Origin of the sequence: Vibrio sp. 10N.222.52.C12 (assembly GCF_041474215.1) — a bacterium.
Taxonomy (GTDB): domain Bacteria; phylum Pseudomonadota; class Gammaproteobacteria; order Enterobacterales; family Vibrionaceae; genus Vibrio; species Vibrio crassostreae_C.
In genome coordinates, this window is record NZ_JBFRTR010000075.1 from 16,978 (window position 1) to 40,464 (window position 23,487).

The following is a 23,487-nucleotide window of genomic DNA, read 5'->3' on the forward strand; positions in this document are numbered from 1 at the left end:
GTATTTATCAATACGCATTGCCTTGGTGAATATCCCAACTCCTTTGAAATCGACACTATTCAATCATCTCCTACGTAGTTCTACTTAATCCTTTGGTCTAATACGTAACTTTGTTAACGCCATGCGTGCGTGCTCTCCCTGATATCTTGTTGCCTCATCACGGTGCACTCTTATGTTGAATCATAAAAAATGCTCATAGAAAGAGTGTTAACCCAACAAAGGACGTGAACATGAGTCTCATTTCTAACTCCCTCACACGAGTTTTTAAAAACGTTGCAGTAACTGCTGCGGCTTGTTTAGCTTTGGTCGCTACTGGTGCTACAGCCGCTGATAAGGTTTACCGTTTAAAACTTGCGGAAACTTGGGGACCAAACTTCCCAGTTTTCGGTGATGCAACCAAAAACATGGCGGCGATGGCTGAGAAGATGTCGAATGGTCGACTGCAAATCAGAATCGATTCAGCAAACAAACACAAAGCACCTCTTGGCGTTTTTGACATGGTTAAGTCTGGTCAATACGACATGGGTCACTCAGGCTCTTACTACTGGAAAGGTAAAGTTCCAAACACTCTTTACTTCACTTCTATGCCTTTCGGTATGACGCCAGCAGAACAATACGCGTGGTTCTATCACGGTGGTGGTATGGAGTTAATGGAGCAGGTTTACTCTCCACATAACTTGATGTCTTTCCCTGGTGGTAACACGGATATCCAGATGGGGGGTTGGTTTCAAAAAGAGATCAACAGCGTTGAAGATCTACAAGGTCTGAAAATGCGAATCCCGGGCTTTGCAGGCGAGATTCTTGCTGAGCTAGGTGCTAAACCGACGAACATTGCCCCAGGTGAACTTTACACGTCTCTAGAGCGTCGCACGATTGATGCACTAGAGTGGGTAGGTCCATCGCTGGATTTACGAATGGGCTTCCACAAAATCGCGCCTTACTACTACACAGGTTGGCACGAGCCGGGTTCAGAGCTTCAATTCCTAGTGAACAAGCGTACATGGAACAAGCTGCCTGAAGACCTACAAGAAATCTTACGTGTTGCAATGCGTACTGCGGCTTACGACATGTACACACAAGCAACGCACGAAAGTGGTAAGAACTGGGTTTCAATGAAGACAGAATACCCAGATGTACAAGTGAAAGATTTCCCACCAGAGGTTATGTCTGCTCTGAAAGAAGCGAACGATCGCCTACTGGCTGCACATGCTGAGAAAGATGAGCTAGCAAAAGAGATTCAAGCTTCACAAGCAAGCTACCTAGAGCAAGTACGTTCATGGACGGATATTTCACATAGAGCTTATCTAAATAGCCAAGCGAAATAATCGACTGTTGTTGAACTGAAGTTAAATGAACCCAAAGCTTTTCTTATTGAGTATTTAAGAGTGAATAAGCTGAGGGTTCATTTTCAACATAATAACTAAGCAGGATAAATCCTGTATTACGCTCAAGAACCCTTTCTACGTCGTGCCTATTGCTAGCTATAAACTGAATCGTTTTTAGTTGGGTTAGCTGTACTGCAAGATGTCTTTTCAAATTCCATGGAGTCGGGAATGCGAAGTCTAATTTATATTGAACGCCTGTTTAATCGTATCGGTGACGCACTGGGATGGCTTTCCAGTATGTTGTTTATTTTACTTATCGCCAACGTCGTGTATGACGTTGTCATGAGATATGCCTTCAACGATGTCTCTATCGCCTTCCAAGAGATGGAATGGCACCTTTTCTCCGCCGTTTTCCTACTCGGTGTTCCTTATGCCATCAAGGCTGGTGGCCATGTTCGAGTTGACGTGTTCTATGAGCAACTGAGCTTTAAAGCACAAGCGATTATTGACCTGCTTGGCACGCTTATCTTTCTACTTCCGTTTTGCCTGCTGGTGGCTTGGTTTGGTATCGATGTTGCCAAAGAGAGTTATGAACTGGGTGAAACCTCAGGCGATCCCGGTGGCCTGCCGTATCGCTGGATCATCAAAGCTATGATCCCGCTGTCATTCTTTTTGATGGCACTTAGTGGCGTAGGTTTGATCCTGCATTCACTGAATAAGATTTTTAATCCGCACCTTATCCACGCAAATAATATTCACACAAAGAATTAGTAGAGGCTGACATGATTGGAATAGTAATGTTTTTTGTCGCCTTGTTTGCACTTTTACTTGGCTTCCCAGTAGCGTTTACCTTTGGCGGTATCGCATTAATCTTTGGTGTTTGGGCTGAGGGCATTGAGATGTTTGCCTTCATGCCATATCGAATTCAATCGATCATGGAAAATACGGTGCTGATGGCCGTTCCATTGTTTGTTTTCATGGGGCTTGTTCTACAGAAGACCAAGCTTGCTGAGCAGTTGCTTGAGTCTATGGGCAGATTGTTTGGTGGGGTTCGTGGTGGTATCGCAATTTCGACGGTATTAGTAGGATCATTGCTTGCCGCTTCTACTGGCGTGGTTGGTGCTTCTGTTGTTGCTATGGGACTTATCTCCCTACCTGTAATGCTCAAGTACAATTACGACAAAGGCTTAGCCTGCGGCACTATTTGTGCGTCTGGTACGCTAGGGCAGATCATTCCACCCTCCATCGTATTGATTCTATTGGGTGATGTTCTAGGTGTTCCAGTAGGCGACTTGTTCCAAGCGGCGATTTGGCCGGGCGTGATGCTGGTCGGCGCGTACATCGTTTATATCTTGATATACGCAAAGCTACACCCTGAAGCGGCTCAACCTATTGAACGTGATGACTCCATCAGCCGTAAGCAGGAAGTGTTTAATGCACTGAAAGCGATTCTTCCGCCTCTAGCGTTAATCATTGTTGTACTGGGCTCTATCTTCGCAGGTGTTGCTACGCCAACAGAGTCAGCCGCATTAGGTGGCGCGGGTGCGATGATACTTGCACTGCTTTACGGTCAATTTAGTTGGTCGATGGTGTACGAGGCGTCGAAAGAGACGGTGAAAGTAACGGCGATGGTATTTGCTATCTTGTTGGGTGCAACGGCATTCTCAATGGCGTTTACCTACACTGGTGGCGACTATCTGGTTGAAGAGTGGATGCTACAACTGCCAGGTGAAAAATGGGGCTTCCTGCTCATTACCATGCTTGTGATTCTGATTCTGGGTTTCTTCATCGACTTCGTAGAGATCTGTTTCATCATCGTGCCGATCATTGCGCCAGTTGCTGAACTGATGGGCATCAACATGACATGGTTCGCTATCCTTATTGCGATGAACCTACAAACTTCCTTCTTAACGCCGCCATTTGGTTTTAGTTTGTTCTATTTAAAAGGCGTAGCACCGAAAGGCGTGACGACTAAGGACATCTACCGAGGTGTGATGCCGTTCATTCTGATTCAAATCCTCGTACTTGGATCACTTCTCGCTTTCCCATCTTTCTATGGAATGTGAGTGAAGCCAAGATTGTGAATGATATGTTTCGACGGCTATCTATAAATTGCTAAAGTAAAACGGCTTATTGATGTTCAGTAAGCCGTTTTTTGTGAGGGAAAGGAATGCCTCTAAAAGCCAAGCTGATTTTGCTGACGTTGCTCCCGTTGCTGCTGGTAACGGCGAGTATTAGTTGGATCTCGCTGCACCAGACTAAGACGTTAGGCGCTAAAGAAGTCGAGATCTTTAGAGACAGCCTAATCAAGTCGCGTGAAAACGCCCTCAAAGACACGGTTGATCTCGCGTTCGACGCCATAGAACACGTCTATAACGATCCAAATATCCAAGAAGCCCAAGCCAAAAAAAAAGTTCGAACCATATTGTCTAAACTTAGATATGGCTCTGATGGGTACTTCTTCGCATACGATCGCCTCGGGACCAACTTGGTTCATCCAATTCAGCCAGAATTGATAGGCCAAAACCTACTCCAACTGCAAGATGAAGATGGCGATTTTCTGATAGAGGCTCTGTTAAGAGAAGCGCAAACCGGAGGCGGGTTTCACCAGTATTTGTGGCAAAAACCGTCGACGGGTGAGGTGGTGTCTAAGCTGAGCTACGCCGCTTGGTTAGAGCGTTGGGACTGGATGATTGGCACCGGCTTGTATATTGAAGACGTACACCAAGAAGTGGCTTCGATGCAGGCTGCGATAAATAAGAATATTGAAACCACGTTCTTTTCGATTGTGGTGATTTTGAGCGTAACGGTCGCGGTCATCATCGTGCTGACCTTGGCTATTAACATGCATGAACATCGGATTGCTGATAACAACTTAAAGGAGCTGGCGCATAAGACGGTGATGTTCCAAGAAGACGAGAAGAAGCATCTAGCGCGTGAGTTGCATGATGGTATTAACCAATTATTAGTGTCGAGTCGTTGCCATTTGGAACTGCTCGGTAATAAGCTACAAAATGAAGACCTTAAAGCACATTTGAATAAGTCGCAGCATTCACTGATGCGAGCGATCGAAGAAGTGAGGCACATCTCGCATCAACTTCGTCCAAGTTCATTGGATGACATAGGCTTAGAAGCGGCATTGTCTTCATTACTGTTAGATTTTCAGGCGCACTCGGGCATAGAAGTCGAGACCATGTTTGCTACTCAACCTGGTAAGTTAAAATCAGAGGCGGCGACGACCCTATATCGAGTCGTGCAAGAGTCGCTGAATAATATAGAAAAACATGCACAAGCGACCAAAGTAACGGTTATCGCTCAGCAAATTGGTAATGTGTTGCAACTACTGATTCAAGATAACGGTGTCGGTTTCAACACCTATAAAGCGATGGAAAAACGAGGGATCGGGCTGCGTAACATGAGAGAGCGAGTGGAGTTCATCGGTGGTGACTTTGAATTGATGAGTGAGATTGGCCTCGGAACGGAAATTACAGTGTTACTGACACTAGAGGGATTAATGAATGAGTGAAGTTATTCGAGTTGTGATTGCTGATGATCACCAAGTGGTACTGGATGGCTTTATGGCGAGATTGGAACTCGAGCCAGATATTAGCGTGATAGGTACGGCCAGCAATGGACTAGAAGCGGTAGAGGTCGTTAAGTCTCTGCGCCCTGATGTGGTGTTGATGGATATCAGCATGCCTATCATGAATGGCATTGATGCCACCCATCTGATTAAAGAAGAAGACCCAGAAGCCAAGGTCCTGATGCTGACCATGCATAACAACCGTGAATACATCATGAAGGTGATGCAGTCGGGTGCTGTCGGTTACATGTTGAAAGAGATTTCGGCTGAAAAAATGGTACAGGCAATCAAAACGGTCAATCAAGGATCGACCTATTTCTGTGAAAAAGTCACGCAGAATTTGTTTACTCAGCCGATTACTCCCACGCCATCTGTCAAGAATCCATTGAGCAGACGTGAAGAGGCTGTGCTGAAATTAGTCGCAAAAGGGGAGAGCAGTAAAGAGGTCGCAAAGGCGCTGAATATCAGCTATCGAACGGTAGAAACCCATAGGCAAAATATTAAGCATAAGCTCGATATTCACTCTACGGCAGAGCTTGCTAAATATGCGGTCAGCTCCGGGCTTGTGGACTGATCTTACGCTAAATAACGTTAAATGTGTAATTTAATTACTAAATGTGTAATTTACGCCTCCTTTATGGAGGTTTTTTTAGTATTTTTGCGACAGGTTGATATTCTTCTTTTCGAAATTTAAGCGCCGAATGCAATGTTGCAAACTGTGCGCTGCAAATTAGAGGGGAAGCATGGAGCCTGTAAAAGATAGGTATAGTATTGAAAATACCGATTATACAGTAGGACAAGATAACGTTCAGAAATGGGGTTTTGATGTTCATAACCCAGTATTTGGAATCAGTGCAGGGGCGATCATTATCTTCCTGTTGGCACTTCTAGTCGCAGACCCTGAAACCGCAAAAGCGGCGCTTGATGGAATCAAATGGAAAGTCATTGGTAACTTCGATGGTTTCTTCATGTGGGCAGCAAACATCTTCGTAATTTTCTGTTTTGCCCTCATTGTCTCCCCGTATGGCAAGATACGTATTGGTGGCAATGATGCCAAAGCAGAGCACTCAAACCTATCTTGGATGTCGATGTTATTCGCCGCAGGAATGGGTATTGGCTTAATGTTCTGGGGTGTTGCTGAGCCAGTAGCTTATTTCACTGGCTGGTATGAAACACCACTAGGTGTTGAAGCTTACTCTCCTGAAGCGGCGAAGTTGGCTCTTGGTGCAACCATCTACAACTGGGGTCTGCACGGTTGGGCGATTTACGCGGTTGTTGCTCTAGCGCTTGCCTTCTTCACCTTCAATAAAGGTTTACCTCTATCAATCCGCTCTATTTTCTACCCTATCTTGGGTGATAGAACTTGGGGTTGGTTTGGTCATATTGTTGATATCGTCGCTGTGCTTGCAACGCTATTTGGCCTTGCAACTTCATTGGGCTTAGGTGCTCAACAAGCGACCAGTGGTATTAACCATGTATTTGGTACCGATGGCGGTATTGGCATGCAGCTGATTGTTATCGCAGTGGTTACTTTCTTAGCGACAATGTCCGTGGTTCGTGGCATCAACGGTGGTGTAAAGCTTCTGAGTAATGTGAACATGCTGGTTGCTTTGGGCTTACTTATCTTCGTTACCATCGCTGGTGGCATGGCGGGTATTAAAGCAATCCCAACCGCGCTAATGGGCTACATTGAAAACTTCATTCCCTTAAGCAATCCTCACGGTCGTGATGACGAAACGTGGATGCAAGGTTGGACGGTATTCTACTGGGCGTGGTGGATGTCTTGGTCACCATTCGTAGGCATGTTCATCGCTCGTATCTCTAAAGGTCGAACGATTCGTGAATTCATCGTTGCTGTATTGTTCATCCCAACGACAGTAATCATCATCTGGATGGCTATTTTCGGTGGCATCGCGATTGATCAAGTGGCGAACAAGGTGGGCGAGATTGGTGTGAATGGTCTGCAAGATATTACACTTTCTCTTTTCCATACTTACGATGCTCTGCCAATGAGCTCTGTGCTTTCAGTGGTATCGATTGGTTTGATTATGGTGTTCTTTATCACCTCTTCTGATTCAGGCTCATTGGTTATCGATAGCATTACCTCTGGCGGTAAAGTGGATGCACCGGTTCCACAACGTGTATTTTGGGCGTTGATGGGCGGCGCGATTGCAGCGGTTCTACTATGGGTTGGTGGTACGGAATCTATTCAAGCACTGCAAGCTGGAACGGTATCGATGGCGCTACCATTTGCCTTCATATTATTGCTTATGTGCCTAAGCTTATTGCTAGGTTTACGAACTGAAAATCAATTGGTTAAGCACCAAAATGCTTTGAGTTAAAAGTATTTTTGATAAAAAGGTCGACAGGGTCGACCTTTTTTTCGTCATAAACTTGAGTAATTACGTGAATATTGTTTGAAATTCCATCGAACCGATTCTAGTTTACTGAAAACAACAAGTTAACCTGCTAAACTTCAGACATCCAAGTATTTGAATTATTGTGACAACAGCTTGTACTACTTGGATCGTAGGTTCGAGTTTGTAATTAAGTCGCAGGTAAGTAAGGAATACGAGGTCAATAGACCCTAATAGAATTCCGTAGAGAGGGATGATGACTAAAGGTATAGATAAATACAGTATCGACAGTACGGATTACATTGTCGGTCAAGATAACGTCCAAAAATGGGGTTTTGATGTTCATAACCCAGTATTTGGTATTAGTGCGGGACTTATCGCTTTGTTCCTGATCGGTGTTCTTATTACAGATACCGCTTCAGCAAAGGCTGCGCTAGATGGCGTTAAAGGCCAGATTATCAATTCGTTTGATTGGCTTTTCATCTGGTCGGGTAATATTTTCGTAATTTTCTGCTTAGGTTTGATTGTTTCTCCGTACGGCAAAATCCGCCTTGGTGGTGTTGATGCGACGGCAGATTACTCATTCTTCTCTTGGCTATCGATGCTGTTTGCCGCAGGTATGGGTATCGGCTTGATGTTCTGGAGTGTGGCAGAGCCAGCGGCTTACTTCACGGGTTGGTTTGAAACTCCGTTAGGTGTTGAACCAAACACACCAGAAGCTGCAAAACTGGCATTGGGCGCAACCATGTATCACTGGGGTCTACACCCTTGGGCGATTTATGGCGTAGTAGCACTGTCACTTGCGTTTTTCTCTTACAACAAGGGATTGCCTCTTTCTATCCGTTCTATCTTTTACCCAATTTTAGGTGATAGAGCTTGGGGCTGGGCAGGTCACATTGTTGATATTCTTGCTGTACTTGCAACGCTATTTGGTCTGGCGACATCGTTAGGTCTTGGTGCACAACAAGCGGCAAGTGGTATTCAGCATGTATTCGGCATTGAAGCGGGCTTAGGTCTGCAAGTTATTGTGATTACAGCGGTGACTTTATTGGCGGTAGTATCAGTACTTCGTGGTATTGATGGTGGCGTTAAAGTTATCAGTAACATCAACATGTTGGTGGCTTTCCTACTGCTTATCTTAGTGGCTCTAATCGGCTACGCGGTGACTTTAGGTTCTATCCCAACGACATTGATGGCATACATTGAAAACATCATTCCGTTGAGTAACCCTCACGGTCGTGAAGATGAAACGTGGATGCACGGTTGGACTGTATTCTACTGGGCTTGGTGGATCTCATGGTCTCCATTCGTAGGTATGTTTATCGCACGTGTTTCTAAAGGTCGTACCGTTCGTGAGTTCATCACAGCAGTACTGATTGTACCGACTACAGTGACTATCATTTGGATGTCAGTATTCGGTGGCATGGCGATTGACCAAATCGTGAATAACGTTGGTATTCTTGGTCAAGACGGCCTAACAGATGTATCACTAGCAATGTTCCAAATGTTTGATGCACTGCCGTTCGGGACTCTGCTTTCAATCATTGCGGTTGTATTGGTTCTAGTATTCTTCATTACATCGTCTGACTCAGGCTCTCTAGTAATCGACAGCATCACCGCGGGTGGTAAAGTTGATACGCCTGTGCCTCAACGTGTGTTCTGGGCGTTCCTTGAAGGTGCGATTGCTGTGGCTCTATTGTGGGTTGGTGGTACTGAAGCAGTACAAGCTCTACAAGCGGGTGCAATCTCGACGGCATTACCATTTACCATCATTCTATTACTGATGTGTGTGAGCTTGCTAATGGGTATGCGTACAGAAAAACGCTAGGCTTTTTAAGCTGAAATCTACTGCAATTTATACGCAGTAGAACGGTAAACAATATGAAGGCAGAAGAGGAAACTCTTCTGCCTTTTTTGTTTCCTCTTTACCGTGTTTTCTTGTCTCTTTTAAGCATGTGAAGTGCGATAAAAATGTTAATAACCGTAGAGACAACACCGCCTTAAATTTGGCGATAAGCCAAGGATTTGACATTACTTAAGCTTATGGTTTGCTTAAAATTATATTCCAATATTAAATTGTGAAATCGCTCGAATTTAATACTAATATTGGGTAGTATGCGCGAGATTTCCCACCACTCGTGAAACTTTGACATGAAACTAACACTAAAGCAGAAGTTGATAGGCGCTAGCCTATCTGCTGTTGTCGTTATGGCTACAGCGTTGACTTGGTTGTCAGCAAACCAATTATTTGAACAGACTCGTAATGGCGTATACCTACGAGCTGAAAGCGTATCTGAAGCAGCATCTGAAGGTATTAAAAACTGGATTGATATCCGTACTGATATCGCATCAGCATTTAATGACTTTTCACGAGAGGATGATGTTGTTCCTTTCCTTAGACAAGCTCGTGTAGCGGGTGGCTTTGACGATATCTTTTTAGGTACTCCAGAAGGTGGAATGTACCGTTCACATCCTGAACGTAATCGTGCAGATTACGATCCTCGTCAACGTCCTTGGTACCAAGAAGCAAACGCTGCAGGTAAGCAAATCATTACTACGGCTTACCAAGATGCAATCACCAAAGCACTTCTAGTAACGATCGCAGAACCTGTTCGCCACAACGGCCAACTTGTTGGTGTTGTTGGTGCAGACGTACTGATCGACCAGTTGGTTAACGATGTAATCAGCCTTGATGTTGGTGACAACGCTTACGCAATGCTAATTGATGCTTCTGACGGCACATTCCTAGCACACCCAGATTCAGCACTAAGCTTGAAGCCGGTAAGCCAGCTTTCAAACGATATCTCTATGCCTATCATCGAAAACGCAGTGCGTACGGGTAGCATCGAGATCATCAAAGAGCGCGGCGCAGACAAGCTGCTTTACTTCACGAAGGTGCCTAACACTAACTGGATCTTCGCGGTTCAGATGGACAAAGCAACAGAAGAAGCGAACCACTCAACGCTACTTACTCAGCTGATCATCACTGCTGTCGTTATTACGCTCATCGTAATCGTACTCGTGTCTTGGTTAGTAAGCTTCCTATTCCGCGACCTAAACCGCGTTTCAGCAGCACTTGAAGAAATTGCTTCAGGTGAGGGCGATCTTACTCAACGCCTTGAGCCTAAGAGCGACGACGAAATTGGTCAGCTTGCAGCAAACTTCAACCGCTTTGTGGGTAACATGCACACCATGGTGATCAAGCTAAGCGAAGTATCTGCTGCGCTAGGCAACCAAGCACGTCAAACGGCTTCTCAAGCTGAAGAACGTAGTGCTCGTATCCAAATGCAACAAGACGAGATCAACATGGTAGCAACAGCCGTTAACGAAATGGCTGCAGCAACACAAGAGATCGCAGGTAACGCAGACCACACTGCACAGAACTCATCTGAAGCGGTTGGCGCGTGTGAGCACGGTACTGGTCAAGTGACACAGACTCAAAGCTCTATCCAAAACCTGGCTCAAGAAGTTCAAATCGCAACTAACGTGATTCTCGAGCTTGAAGAGCACGGCAACAGCATCAACGCTATCTTGTCTAACATTCAAGGTATTGCAGAACAAACGAACCTACTTGCACTTAACGCCGCTATTGAAGCAGCACGTGCCGGTGAGCAAGGTCGTGGTTTCGCAGTAGTAGCGGATGAAGTTCGAGTTCTGAGCCAACGTACACACGGTTCAACGCAAGAAATTCAACAAACGATTGAGTTGCTGCAAGGTACAACAGGCAAAGCGGTTAACATCATGAACGATAGCCGTACACTGGCTGAAACCAGTGTTGATGACGCGAACTCAGCGGCTGCAAGCCTAACGCAAATCCATGCTGCTGTTGAACGCATCAGTGACATGGCAACACAGATTGCTTCTGCTGCAGAAGAGCAAGCGTCAGTAACGTCTGAGATTACTCGTAACACTGAAGGAATCCGTGACGTATCTAACGAGCTAGCAGACGAAGCACACCAAGCTGCAGAGCAAGCCGCTCAACTTTCTGAGCTGTCTCACGAGCTAGAAAGCGAAATCAGCCGCTTCAAGCTGTAAGCGAAGCCAATATAACAAAGCCCCGACCTAGGTTGGGGCTTTGATGTATCTGTACAATCTAGACTAACGAGTCATTTAAACTCAAACTTGCCCTTCATGATTGCCCAGTGGCCCGGGAATGAACATAGGAAAGAGTAATCGCCACCGGCTGTCATTTTCTCTGTGCTGAAAGTGATTGAGGTTGACTCGCCACCACCGATAACACGAGTGAAGGCGTAAACGCGGCTGTCGTCAGGTTTTACGTAGTTATTGTCGATACCTGCCGACATACCATCGATACCTACTGCTTGTAGCGACGCAGTGTCTGTTATAACGACGTTGTGACCCATTGATTGGGCTGGCATAGAACCAGTATGGTTTAGCGTCAGCTTCACTTCTTTACAGCTCGCTGGAACGCTTAATGTGTCAGTTGAAAATTTCATTTGATCACTAGCATCAATCGATACTTCACATTCCGAGCTCGCTTGAGCGGTAAAGCTAGCACCTACAAGCGCTATCGTTGTTGCGATTAATCGTAAAGACATACACTGTTCTCCATTATTTTAGGGGGAGGTTATTCCATGAGGTTGATTGATACGTATTATCCTAGAAAGATGATCATAGTAATGTGCTACGACTTGAATTGTGTGCAACTCGTTGCTTTGTAAATGGTAAGTTTTTGTAGGAAAGGGCAAAACTAATCAGCGCATGAACAACCGTTTAGGGGGGAATGGTTGCTCGAGACTAGAATCGCAGACAACAAAAAGCCCGAGCATAAACTCGGGCCTTGAATAGTTTTCTTTATAGCTTAAGGGGAAGCTAGATTGCCTGACGAAGTTGGAAATAACGTCCTTCTTCGTTTAACAGCTTCTCGTGAGAGCCGTTTTCAACAATCTCGCCTTGTTCAATCAGAACGATAGAATCCATCGATTCCAGACCAATCAAACGGTGTGTAATGAAAATAACCGTCTTGCCTTCGAAGTGCTTCTCGAACAGCGTCATGATGCTTTGCTCTGTTTGCTTATCTAAGCCTTCTGTTGGCTCATCAAGAAGCAGGATAGGGGCATCATGAAGAATCGTACGTGCGATACCAATACGGCGCTTCTCACCACCAGACAGTTGACGACCACCGTCACCCAACCAGCTATCAAGCGCGTTATTCTCCAGCAGCTTTTCTAGACCAACATCTTTTAGGATATTCGCTAAGTGATCATCGGTCGCTTCTGGTCTTGCAATCAACAAGTTGTCACGCAAAGTACCATTTAGAATGTCGACACGTTGGCTTACCACACTGATTGATTCACGAAGCTGTGATTCGTTCCACTGAGTCAGTTCAATGCCCGCGATTGAGATGTAACCCTTTTTAGGATCCCAGTAGCGAGTCAGAAGCTGAATCAGTGTCGATTTACCAGAACCCGTTTGACCAACAATCGCAACCTTGTGCGTGGCAGGGATCGTTAGGTCAACAGCGTTCAGAACACTGCGCTCAGAGTCAGGGTAGTTGAACGTCACGTTTGAGAACGTAATATCAAGCGGCTTGTTGATGTCGAGTTTCTCTTCAGCAAACTGAACTTCAGGCTCTGACAGAATAACTTCATTCAAGCGACGAGCAGAAGACAGAGTTTGACCTAAATGCTGGAACGCGCCTGCGATAGGCATCAGCAGTTCAAAACTTGCCATGGTTGCGAATGCCATTAGCGCGATGAACGGGTCTGGTGCATTACCACCCACACCGTCAGCCGCAAGCCAAAGCATAAGAACCAACGTTAAACCGTTGAACAGCATTAGCGCAGCTGAAGCCATACCGGTTAGGTTAGCATTCACAAACTGATTCGCCATCAGCTTGCGTTGCGTTTCTAGAATCGCATTACGGTAACGCTCCTCAGCACCGAACAGAGTTAGCTCGCTGTAGCCTTCAATCCAATCAAGCGTCGTTACACGAAGATCCGCTTTGTTCTGTGTTAGCTCACCACCATTACGTTTACCAAGCTTGTAGAACAAGATTGGCCAAACCAACAGCATGATAAGAAGGATAGAACCTAGGATTAAACCTAGTGAGCTATCAAACCACATCAAGAACAGAGTCAGGAAGAAGATCCCAAATACACCCACCGTCACTGGGCTTACTAAGCGCAAGTAAACGTGGTCCATGGCATCGACATCAGCAACCAAACGGTTCAGTAGGTCAGCATCACGAAGGTTTGAAATACGACCTGGGATCAGCGGAGCCAGCTTCTTAAAGAAGAAGATACGCAGATCAGTCAGTAGTTTGAATGTCGCATTGTGGCTCACAACACGCTCACCCCAACGACCCGCTGTTCGGCTCATTGCTAAACCACGTACACCACCACCTGGTAGCATGTAGTTGAAGGTTTCACGTGCAATCGTAAGGCCAGCAACCGCAGAAGCTGAAATAAACCAGCCTGATAGCGTTAACAAGCCGATAGAAGCCGATAGAGTAGCAAAAGCCAATAGCATGCCTAGCGATAGGCCAAACCAATGCTTTTTATAGAGTTTCAGGTAAGGCAGTAAATCACGCATCTAAATTACCCTTATTATCTTGTTGAGCTAAGTTCGCGTTAAGCATCTCTTCGAATAAACCACCCGCAGTCGAAAGCTGAGAGTAATGACCTTGTTCAACAAGACCACCATCGCGCATAACCAGAATGTTATCGACCGATTGAAGCGGGGCAAGTTGGTGCGTCACAAGTAAGGCAGTGCGGCTTTCGATGTTGCTATTGATGCCTTTCATTACCAACTGTTCGCTACGAGTATCTAGGCTGGCAGTGGGTTCATCGAGCAACCAGAACTGACCGTCTTGAATCATTGCGCGAGCTAGAGCCAAACGCTGAGATTGACCCACAGACAGACCGCCAGAGCGATCAGAAATCATGTAATCCAAGCCGTGCTCATTTACGAATTCGTTAGCAAAAGACTGCTCAAGTGCATTCTCGACAACTTGGTCAGTGATATCGTGCTTACCTAGAGTAACGTTGTCACGAATTGTGCCGTGCAGTAGCAACGGGTTTTGACCAACCCAACTAATCGTTTTACGCCAAGAGGCTAAGTCTAGGTCACGCAGTTCAATGCCATTGATTTTCAAGCTTCCTTCATAAGGCATGAAACCAAGAATGGCGTTGATCAAACTTGTTTTACCCGCACCACTTGGACCAACTAACGCAGTCGATTGGCGAGTATTCAGTGCAAACGAGATAGGGCCAACCAGTTGAACACCTTCAGGGCTTAACACTTTGAGATCTTGAGCTTCAATATTGATGCCTTGAGCCGGATCAAGCTGAGTGTCGCCTGATTTAACCTTAGTGATGTCGGTTTCTAGGAACTCGACAATACTTTCAGCTGCGCCAACCGCTTGTTGCTTCGCGTGGTAGAAAGTACCTAAATCACGCAGAGGTTGGTAAAACTCTGGCGCCAAGATAAGGATAAACAAACCTGCGAATAGCGTAATGCCAACGCCGTAGTGGCCGAAGTTAAGCTCGCCGATGTAAGTGAAACCAAAGTAAACCGCCGTCATCGCAATCGAGATAGACGTGAAGAACTCAAGCACAGCAGAAGACAAGAAAGCGATCTTCAATACATCCATAGTGCGCGTTCTGAACACCTCTGAAGCACCTTTCAATACTTCGGTTTCAGCGCTAGTACGGTCGAAAAGACGAATCGTTGTCATTGATTGCAAACGGTCGTAAAAGTGACCTGAAAGACGCTGAAGCGCTTTGAAGTTTTTACGGTTTGCATCAGCCGCTTTCATACCTACAAGTGCCATGAACATCGGCACCAGTGGCGCAGTCAGTAGGAAGATAAGGCCAGCTGCCCAGTTTACTGGGAATACCACGACCAAAATAATGAACGGAATCATTACCGACAAAGACATCTGAGGTAAGTAACGAGAGAAGAAGTCTTGCATGTCTTCAACTTGTTCTAGCAACAACGTTGCCCACGTACCGGCAGGTTTGCCTTTGATATAAGCAGGGCCCAACTCACGTAACTTATCAAGGATCAGTTGCCTGATGTAGACACGGATCTGTTCACCACAGCGATAACCTGCGATCTCACGTCCCCATGTACAGCCAGCACGGCCAACGACCGATAATGCCAAGCCTGCGAAATGACCAACCAGTTCAGACTTATCGACATTTTCGATGATCAGCTGGTGAAGAATAGAGGCGAGAAGAGCTGCTTGAGCAATTAAAAACACGCTTGAAAGTACGCCAAGGCTAATCGCAATCATAAGCCAGCGTTTCGCTAACTTACTCTGTTGCTTAAGCCACTTGTTCAAGCTGCGTTGTTTTTTCTTATCCATTATGAAGGCTTAATGATAATTATTATTTGTTGAGGGCGGCTAGTATACAAAAGAAAGCCCAGTGGATATACCACTGGGCTCTAGGGATTTACAACAAAATGTGATGACGCCCTGCATCTACTGAGGCGAGAGCACCGATAATCAAATCTGCAATCTCAGATTTACTTATCGTTAAGGCCATCTAGGAAGCGTTCAGCATCCAGTGCAGCCATACAACCTGTACCAGCAGAAGTGATTGCTTGGCGGTAGTTGTGGTCCATTACATCACCTGCAGCGAACACGCCTGGGATGCTGGTTTGTGTCGCGTTACCTTCAAGACCAGACTGAACAATGATGTAATCATCTTTCATGTCGACTTGGCCTTTGAAGATTTCAGTGTTTGGTTGGTGACCGATAGCAATGAATGCGCCCATTACTTCGATATCTTCTGTCTTGTCAGACTGAGTATCTTTAATACGAACGCCAGTCACGCCCATGTCGTCGCCTAGAACTTCGTCTAGCGTGCGGTCAGTGTGAAGAACAATGTTGCCGTTCTCTACTTTGTCCATTAAACGCTTCACTAGAATCTTTTCAGCGCGGAACGTGTCACGACGGTGAACTAGATGAACTTCAGACGCGATGTTAGATAGGTAAAGTGCTTCTTCAACAGCCGTGTTACCACCACCAACAACTGCAACTTTCTGGTTGCGGTAGAAGAAACCATCACATGTAGCACAAGCAGAAACGCCACGGCCTTTAAATGCTTCTTCAGACTCCAAACCTAGGTACTTAGCCGATGCGCCCGTTGAGATGATCAACGCATCACACGTGTACTCGCCAGAATCGCCTTTAAGACGGAAAGGGCGGTTTGAAAGGTCTACTTCGTTAATGTGGTCGAACAGGATCTCTGTTTCAAAGCGCTCTGCGTGCTCTTTCATGCGATCCATCAGTGCTGGACCCGTTAAACCTTCAGCATCACCCGGCCAGTTTTCCACTTCTGTTGTGGTTGTAAGCTGACCACCTTGCTGCATACCCGTAACAAGTACTGGGTTTAGGTTTGCACGAGCAGCGTAAACTGCAGCTGTATAGCCAGCAGGGCCAGAACCAAGAATCAATAAATTACAGTGCTTTACGTCGCTCATGAGGACTCCGAAATTGAAATTGTTTTTATTTATAATCGCTTAGGATTGTATGGAAAATATGGAGGCAATAAAAGGTTAAACAAGGGCAGAAGTGTAATTAATCGTTATACGTTAGAACATAACCGAACTAAATGATGGTCTTGTAATCCTGTGTCTTAGATCAATAGCGATAAGTCAAGGAAAGTGCTCTTGCAAACAGCTATGCATATTGCTCACTTTTAGGGCCTTCTTGATCATGGTGTTTCTATAGCAGTATTTACTTTTTTTCGTATACATTGATGAGTAGAAAAACAAGAGAACCTGAATCCTATGTTTTATTTTAAAAAGTTTGCGTTAAAAGACGCTGCAAGAATTCATCAAAATTAGCGTGCAGATAAGCGACCACAAGACGCACTTTTAGTATGAACGGCATGATTACAAACAGGTGTAATGTTGGTTAATACTTGAACTGTTGAGTGTTTCTCGGTTGTTATTTTTTTGTATGTGTTATTATTGATATTTATATATTGCGCGGAATCATTTGAACTCTATGCAGATTCTAATCCTTTTTATCAATGTGTTTATTGTGTGCCTGAATTCGGTTTTTGCTTCTCCGCTGCAGGTCAGCGGGGAACAATCTGTGTTAGCTAATGAAGCTGTAAGATGGTATGAAATGCCTTTGTTATCTGATCCAGTCGATTTTCCCATATTAAAAAAACACATTGAATCCTCTCCAAGGATTGAAACGATATTTGGTGGTGAAGGGGCGTTTGGGTTGAGAGTTGATTTGGCCAACTCCGATATCAAGTCGTCACAACAAATAGTTACACTCCGTGCAAACTATTTGGATCAAGGTTGGGGGTACTGGCAATCAACAAATGGTCAAGTAAGGCGAATACTTGATTTTGGCCAATTAAGTAACAAGAGTATCTTGCATCTGCATAGGCAAAGCTTCCCGTTAATATTGAATGCGGAGGAATCTGGAACACTTTGGCTCTACTTGGAAGCAAAGAAATTTCCAAAGGCAGTTAACTTCACTCTTCAACCTGAATATCCATTTTATATTCACGTTTTCCGCAACAATACGCTCACATTAGCTTCTATTACTGTCATGCTAACGTTGGGAGTTTTCGCTCTTTTTTGTTACTTTCAAACTAAACATCCAGTCACACTGGCTTGTGCTGGTTATGTTGGGCTACATGGCCTGGGATGGTTCGCCGCTTCAGGCGCTTGGGGGTACTTATTATCAAGCCAAAGCTGGAACCCAGTTTATTTTGGAATGGTATTGTTTCCGTTTGCGGTTGCTTTTTCTTGCTATTACACAAGATTATTGTTTGGATTTCCGCAGCATTTTATTCGTATTAATCTTACCTTTCAGGCCTTTAGTTGGCTGTGTGTCATTATCGGGTTTATTAATGTCTTTGCCCCGTTTTCGTTGACTTTTGTTATGTCCCATTTAATTGCGGCAATCTGGGTGCCGACAATGATAGTGACTGGCGTATTGATGGTTTATCAACGAAACTTTGTCGCTAAATATTATTTGATCGGTGGTCTTTGTTATGGCACGGCTTTGGTATATTACATTTTTGCGCATTTTGCACCATTGCCGACTCAGAGATCGACAGAAGTCATCGTTGTTGTTGCATTAGCAATAGATTGTACCTGCATTTTATTGTCACTGATTGAATGGTTGCGGATTCAACAACATCAACATCAGAAAACCTATATCCAGTCGAGGGTGGATAGTTTAACGGGGCTTGGAAACCGGCTGGATTTTAATGATGCGAGTAAACAATTAGTACATCATTCCTATTGTATCGTCTTCATCGATTGTGATGGCCTTAAATCGATTAATGATACTTATGGTCATGATGAAGGGGATCGCTTTTTAGAATACACCAGCCGCATGATGCGAGAAAAATTTACAGACCTTGGAATGGTTTATCGAGCTGGTGGCGACGAATTTATCTGGTTGTTGAAAGTGGATAAAGAGAAACAAGTTGAGGCTCTCTATTCTCAGATTGAGCTTAGAGTGACTCAGGTGGAAGAGCAAATTCGCAGTGCTGATTGGCCTCAGTCTGGCCTCAGTTTTGGAAGCGCATCTAGTTTTGAATGTGTCAATTTTTCTGAGTGTTTGAGCTTAGCTGACCAGCGAATGTACCAGCAGAAGCGCTCGAAGAACGGTTTTAAAAATCAGTCCAGTGAAATTGAGTGTTAGCTAAATTCCCTATTTTCTAAGTGAATCGTTTTAAGTCTAGTTAACTTATTTTCGTTTTGACTTTTGGTGTAAATGTCACCAAAGGTGGCTCTTTTAGCAACCAACCTTTCAAGCTTGCTTACCCTCTCATCTGTTTTGTGTAGAACATTCCCAATCTTTATAGTCGCCTATTTTTAACGAATTCTAAGTTAGGACATAAAGGCAGACCATCATATTCCAAATAAACGCATCATTTATAATTGTAGGTTTTATTAGAAAGCACTCTATTTGAGGGCGGTCGAGTTCCCCCCGAACTCGACCTGTTCCAGACGCGCAAGCAAAGGCGTTTGGTTTCTGGCTTAGTCATAAATTAACCAATTTCAGTTTGTTGTGTAAATAATCAATAGCTTGGCAACTGATAGGTAGGTCGTATTTTGCTGTGCAAAAGCATAGAAATGAATGATGGCGAGAGTGATGCCTGAGCTCATGCAAGGAGGCTGGCGTATTGAAGCAAAAGGGCTGACACAATATGAAACCTGGCTTGCTAGTTAATAATATCGTTAAATTTAAATTTGTAGGGATTTATAACTAGCTAGTGGAGTGTGCTAGTTTTAAGAGTTGGTCATCTTTTATTCTGGTGTTATACACTGCTTTTGAATCTCAGGTTAGATTTAGTGTCTGAATTATTAAATCTGACGGGATAAATGATTGTTTAATGTTGATTTGGCAAGATCTTCAAGTATCCTTTATGTAAATAAAACGTTAAATATCGAAAGTTAATTAACAATCATTAAGGAGTCGATGATGTTACATGCTCACGAAAATACCCTACATATTACCCACCTCAGTAACCACGCGGTTAAGGAGTTGTCACCTTCATTCTCTAAGCTACCAAGCACAGAGCATGCGGATGGACAGTTCCGATTGAGAAGGTACTCAGTGGTTGAATTCAGTAATGGACAAGTCGTTGAGCTAGACAAACATAACTTTGTTCAGTCTGAAGACATTAATCACTTTCAAGGTGACGTTGTTCGTCAATTCGAGCCGATTGAAGCACAAATTCTAAGCAGCGAAGGCATGCAAGAGATGTGTGAATTGTTTATTGAAACCAACGGGCTTGAAGACGGACAAGAAATCGAAATCCATCAAATCCGCATTGCCGCTATTTTTGAAGAAACTCAAGTTGCACCAGAAGGTGTTCACCAGGACGGTTTTGACCACATCGCGATCATTGGTGTTACTCGCCACAACATTGTGGGTGGTGAAGTGATGCTTTATCAAGATAGCCACGAAGCACCGTTCTTCAGAAAAGTGTTAGGCGATGGTGAAGTGGCAATGCTTGCTGATAGTAAGCTTTGGCACAATGCACAACCGATTCGTACCATAGACCACGGCGAGATGGGCTACATGGATGTGTTTGTTCTAACGGCTAAGGATGCGCGCAATGTCCTTCACTCTTAATGATGTGCGCCAGCAGTTTAGCGCGCTAGGCCAATACCATAACGGTAAGCCGGTGACCTTTTTTGATGGGCCGGGTGGCTCTCAGGTACCTGAGAATGTTTTAGCTTCAATGACCGAATACCTAGGGCATTTTAATTCAAACCTAGGCGGCCACTATTTTTCTAGCCAAAAGACCACAAGCTTAATGCAGCAAGCAAGAGAAGCGGCGCAAGCACTGCTTAATGCGGAGTCTTCTGGCAATGTTGTGTTTGGTGCCAACATGACTTCGCTGACATTTCAGCTTAGCCGAGCGATCAGCCGTGATTGGCAAGCTGGCGATGAGGTGATTGTTACCGCGCTAGACCACTACTCGAACGTATCTAGCTGGCAGCAAGCGGCAGACGACAAAGGCGCGATAGTTCGCCAGGTTCGTGTCGACGAGTCAGATTGCAGTTTGGATATGGCGCATTTTGAGTCACTGTTGAACGAGAAAACCAAGCTTGTCGCGGTGACGTTTGCTTCGAACACGACTGGCTCTATTGTCGACATGGCAAAAGTTATTGAGCTTGCACATCAGCATGGTGCGCAGGTTTATGTCGATGCCGTTCATTACGCGCCACATCACTTGATCGATGTTCAGCAGCTGAATTGTGATTTCTTAGCGTGTTCAGCGTATAAATTCTTCGGCCCGCATGTGGGCATTGCTTATGTTGCACCTCAATGGCTACACACGTTAAAGCCTTACAAGGTTGAGCCTGCAACCAATATTGGCCCAGGCCGTTTTGAAACAGGTACGCAAAGCTTTGAAGGCCTTGCAGGTGTGATTGCGGCGGTAGATTACTTGGCGCAATTCGGTGAGCCAACCGACTCATTGCGTTCTCGTTTAGAGCAAAGCTACGCGCTTTATAATAAGCATGAAAGCCAGCTCAGTGAGTACTTCCTTAAACGCTTGTCTGATCTTGAAGGGGCAAAGCTTTACGGGAAAACAGAGTTTGATTCGAACCTAAGAACGCCAACCTTTGCGGTTACCTTTGAAAACCATTCTCCAGAGTTCATCGCCAAGAAGCTGGGTGAACATAATATTTGTGTGTGGAACGGACATTTCTACGCATTAGGTTTGGTGAAACAGTTGGGTATTGAAGAGCAGGGCGTGGTGCGTATTGGTTGTATGCATTACAACTCGATTGAAGAGATCGACTTGCTGTTCAATGTGCTTGAAGGGATCTTGCGAAGTAATTAGCGAGAAGCCATTAGCAAGAAGTAATTAATAAGAAGTCACTTGCCTTTGCTGTTTGTGCCTTTAGATCGAAAAAAGAGCTTATTTGAACAACGCCAGTTATTCGAATAAGCCCTTGATTTAACTAAGACAGGTGCTTAACCAGAGTTGCACCTACAGCGTGCGCGCTGGTTGGGTTTTGGCCAGTAATCACTCGCTCATCAACAATCACAAGCTCTTGCCAAGGTTGAACCTTGTTGAAACGCGCTGCGCTGCGAGCAAGAGACTCTTCCAGTAGGAACGGAATGTCGTTGATGGTGCCAAAGTCGATCTCTTCTTCACGTGTAAAGCCAGTCACCGATTTAGAGCTTAGTAGCTTCTCGCCGTTGCTTAAAACAATCGGAAGCAGCGCCGCAGGGCCGTGACATACTGACGCAATCACACCACCATCTTCGTAATGCTTAGCCGCAATAGCAGCGAATTGCTCGTTGGTTGCTAGGTCTGAAAGCAAACCGAAACCACCTGGGTAGAAGATAGCATCGTAGCTTTCTGCATTAATTTGGTTTACAGGAATCGTATTGTTGATGCGGTTTTGGAAGTCATCATCAGCCAAGATCTCAGCGTTTACTGAATCCCCTTCAATATCGGTTCCGTACAATGGGCCTTTACCACCCTTGATAGAAGCGATGTCGTACTCAAAACCCGCAGCAATGATCTCTTTGAGAGCATGAGTCAGTTCAGGCGCATAAGTACCATTCGCTTGATCTGTATCGCCTAGTGTTGCGTGGTTAGTTACAGGTATTAGTATTTTTTTCATGATTCGTCCCTTTGAGCTGCTGTTTTTTTTATTTAGGTGCTGACGCTTTTCGTTAAGCACTGAAGCTTTTCGTTAGGCGCTAGGTATCGCGTTGTTACTTAGCTATCGCCGCCTTGTTGTATCTAATACTAGTTCCAAACTGATTAGGTGATAATATACGAAACAGGCAAAACATTGTTGCTATATAGCAAAGATAGAATGCGAGTAGATTAAGTATGGATAGCTTTGAAGGGATTAATGAATTTGTTGCGGTCGCCGAATGCCACGGCTTTTCAGCAGCCGCTAAACAGCTAGGTTGCAGTACCAGCCATGTGAGTCGGCAGGTTTCAAGGTTGGAAGAGAGAGTGGGAGTGGCCCTGCTTGCGCGTTCAACACGGATGGTTAGCCTGACTGAATCGGGCCACACTTATTACCAACAGTGCAAAGACTTGGTGATTGGGCTGCAACAGGCCAATGAACAAGTCACGTCTCAACAAACTCAGTTGAGTGGTACTTTACGTGTTAGTGCGGCGGGCGCATTTGCAGAGAACCATGTTGCCGCGGCGCTGATGGAATTTGCTAAAGATCATCCTGAGCTCACCATAGAAATGAATTTCAATACCAAGATGGTTAACTTCATCGAAGATGGCATCGATTTCGCGATTCGTTATGGTCGATTGGACGATTCAGGATTGGTGGCAAGAAAGCTGGTTGATCGCCCGATGGCAGCGGCAGCAAGCAAAGATTACATTGCTGAGTTTGGTGCTCCAGCGAATCCAGAACAACTCAAGCTGCACAGCTGTATTATCGCCAACAGTGACCAGTGGTTGTTCGAGAACGATGGAAATCCGCTAACCGCAGTCAGAGTTCATGGCCGTTGGAAAAGCAACAATTCAAGCGCTGTACTGAAAGCTTGCGAAGAGGGGCTTGGCATCGTTTATCTTCCTAAAAGCAGTTTCAATGGCAGTCTTAGCAATGGAAAACTCGTCCCTGTGTTAGAAGAGTATTGGGGAGCGGGCACAAGCAGTTGGATTGTTTATCAGAACCGTCGTTTTCTTCCACAGAGAGCACGGTTAGCTATCGACTTCTTAGTCTCATATTTCTCTGATTGGAATGAATAGTTCGTAGGTTTAAAGAATAG

General features: G+C 44.9%; 17 protein-coding genes. 12 read left to right on the forward strand and 5 right to left on the reverse strand.

All coding sequences use genetic code 11. The features are described 5' to 3' along the window. The first annotated feature begins 230 nt into the window (after positions 1-230). From AB4623_RS14190 to AB4623_RS14225, 8 genes are all read left to right on the forward strand, one after another. Complete coding sequence (locus AB4623_RS14190; protein ID WP_017060957.1) at positions 231-1,325, forward strand: TRAP transporter substrate-binding protein; 1,095 nt, start codon at positions 231-233, stop codon at positions 1,323-1,325. Positions 1,326-1,553: 228 nt separating this feature from the next. Next, the gene (locus AB4623_RS14195; RefSeq protein ID WP_017063572.1) at positions 1,554-2,096 is read left to right on the forward strand and encodes a TRAP transporter small permease subunit; all 543 of its coding nucleotides are present in this window, start codon (positions 1,554-1,556) and stop codon (positions 2,094-2,096) included. Positions 2,097-2,107: 11 nt separating this feature from the next. Then, positions 2,108-3,391, forward strand: a complete 1,284-nt coding sequence (locus tag AB4623_RS14200; RefSeq protein ID WP_372146698.1) for a TRAP transporter large permease subunit — start codon at positions 2,108-2,110, stop codon at positions 3,389-3,391. Positions 3,392-3,495: 104 nt separating this feature from the next. Then, positions 3,496-4,851 (forward strand): cache domain-containing protein, encoded by a 1,356-nt coding sequence (locus AB4623_RS14205; RefSeq protein WP_017063573.1) that lies wholly within the window; start codon positions 3,496-3,498, stop codon positions 4,849-4,851. Then, a complete protein-coding gene (locus AB4623_RS14210) occupies positions 4,844-5,482 on the forward strand; it encodes a response regulator transcription factor (protein ID WP_017060961.1) in 639 nt (212 codons plus the stop codon). Before AB4623_RS14205 ends, AB4623_RS14210 begins: the two co-directional genes overlap by 8 nt. 169 nt (positions 5,483-5,651) lie before the next feature. Next, the gene (locus AB4623_RS14215; RefSeq protein WP_017066829.1) at positions 5,652-7,250 is read left to right on the forward strand and encodes a BCCT family transporter; all 1,599 of its coding nucleotides are present in this window, start codon (positions 5,652-5,654) and stop codon (positions 7,248-7,250) included. 271 nt (positions 7,251-7,521) lie between these two features. Further along, positions 7,522-9,093 (forward strand): BCCT family transporter, encoded by a 1,572-nt coding sequence (locus tag AB4623_RS14220; protein WP_372146699.1) that lies wholly within the window; start codon positions 7,522-7,524, stop codon positions 9,091-9,093. Positions 9,094-9,416: 323 nt separating this feature from the next. Further along, positions 9,417-11,300 carry a methyl-accepting chemotaxis protein gene (locus tag AB4623_RS14225; protein ID WP_017070254.1) on the forward strand — a complete coding sequence of 628 codons (1,884 nt, stop codon included), beginning with the start codon at positions 9,417-9,419 and terminating at the stop codon, positions 11,298-11,300. 71 nt (positions 11,301-11,371) lie between these two features. Here the strand turns inward: AB4623_RS14225 and azu are convergent, their stop codons facing one another. From azu to trxB, 4 genes are all read right to left on the reverse strand, one after another. After that, complete coding sequence (azu, locus tag AB4623_RS14230) at positions 11,372-11,824, reverse strand: azurin (RefSeq protein ID WP_017063577.1); 453 nt, start codon at positions 11,822-11,824, stop codon at positions 11,372-11,374. A 274-nt stretch (positions 11,825-12,098) separates the two neighbouring features. Then, positions 12,099-13,820 (reverse strand): heme ABC transporter ATP-binding protein/permease CydC, encoded by a 1,722-nt coding sequence (gene cydC / locus AB4623_RS14235; protein ID WP_372146700.1) that lies wholly within the window; start codon positions 13,818-13,820, stop codon positions 12,099-12,101. Continuing rightward, a complete protein-coding gene (cydD, locus tag AB4623_RS14240; RefSeq protein WP_372110668.1) occupies positions 13,813-15,597 on the reverse strand; it encodes a heme ABC transporter permease/ATP-binding protein CydD in 1,785 nt (594 codons plus the stop codon). The genes cydC and cydD overlap by 8 nt, the downstream gene beginning before the upstream one ends. Before the next feature lie 161 nt (positions 15,598-15,758). Beyond that, entirely contained in the window at positions 15,759-16,718 is a 960-nt protein-coding gene (gene trxB, locus AB4623_RS14245) for a thioredoxin-disulfide reductase (RefSeq protein ID WP_050052961.1), read from the reverse strand. Positions 16,719-17,247: 529 nt separating this feature from the next. Between trxB and AB4623_RS14250 the strand changes: the two genes are divergently transcribed. The 3 genes from AB4623_RS14250 (at position 17,248) to AB4623_RS14260 (ending at position 21,574) form a co-directional block, all read left to right on the forward strand. Continuing rightward, complete coding sequence (locus AB4623_RS14250; protein WP_102332090.1) at positions 17,248-18,915, forward strand: diguanylate cyclase; 1,668 nt, start codon at positions 17,248-17,250, stop codon at positions 18,913-18,915. 783 nt (positions 18,916-19,698) lie between these two features. Beyond that, on the forward strand, positions 19,699-20,355 hold the full coding sequence (locus AB4623_RS14255) for a 2OG-Fe dioxygenase family protein (RefSeq protein ID WP_048607150.1): 657 nt from the start codon (positions 19,699-19,701) through the stop codon (positions 20,353-20,355). Continuing rightward, positions 20,339-21,574: a cysteine desulfurase-like protein gene (locus AB4623_RS14260; protein ID WP_372110672.1), complete on the forward strand. Its 1,236-nt coding sequence runs from the start codon at positions 20,339-20,341 to the stop codon at positions 21,572-21,574. Before AB4623_RS14255 ends, AB4623_RS14260 begins: the two co-directional genes overlap by 17 nt. A 121-nt stretch (positions 21,575-21,695) precedes the next feature. On the opposite strand, the gene AB4623_RS14265 is transcribed toward AB4623_RS14260, so the two are convergent. Further along, positions 21,696-22,367, reverse strand: a complete 672-nt coding sequence (locus AB4623_RS14265; RefSeq protein ID WP_017063583.1) for a type 1 glutamine amidotransferase domain-containing protein — start codon at positions 22,365-22,367, stop codon at positions 21,696-21,698. Positions 22,368-22,582: 215 nt separating this feature from the next. Between AB4623_RS14265 and AB4623_RS14270 the strand changes: the two genes are divergently transcribed. After that, entirely contained in the window at positions 22,583-23,467 is an 885-nt protein-coding gene (locus tag AB4623_RS14270; RefSeq protein WP_372102888.1) for a LysR family transcriptional regulator, read from the forward strand. Positions 23,468-23,487 lie beyond the last annotated feature (20 nt).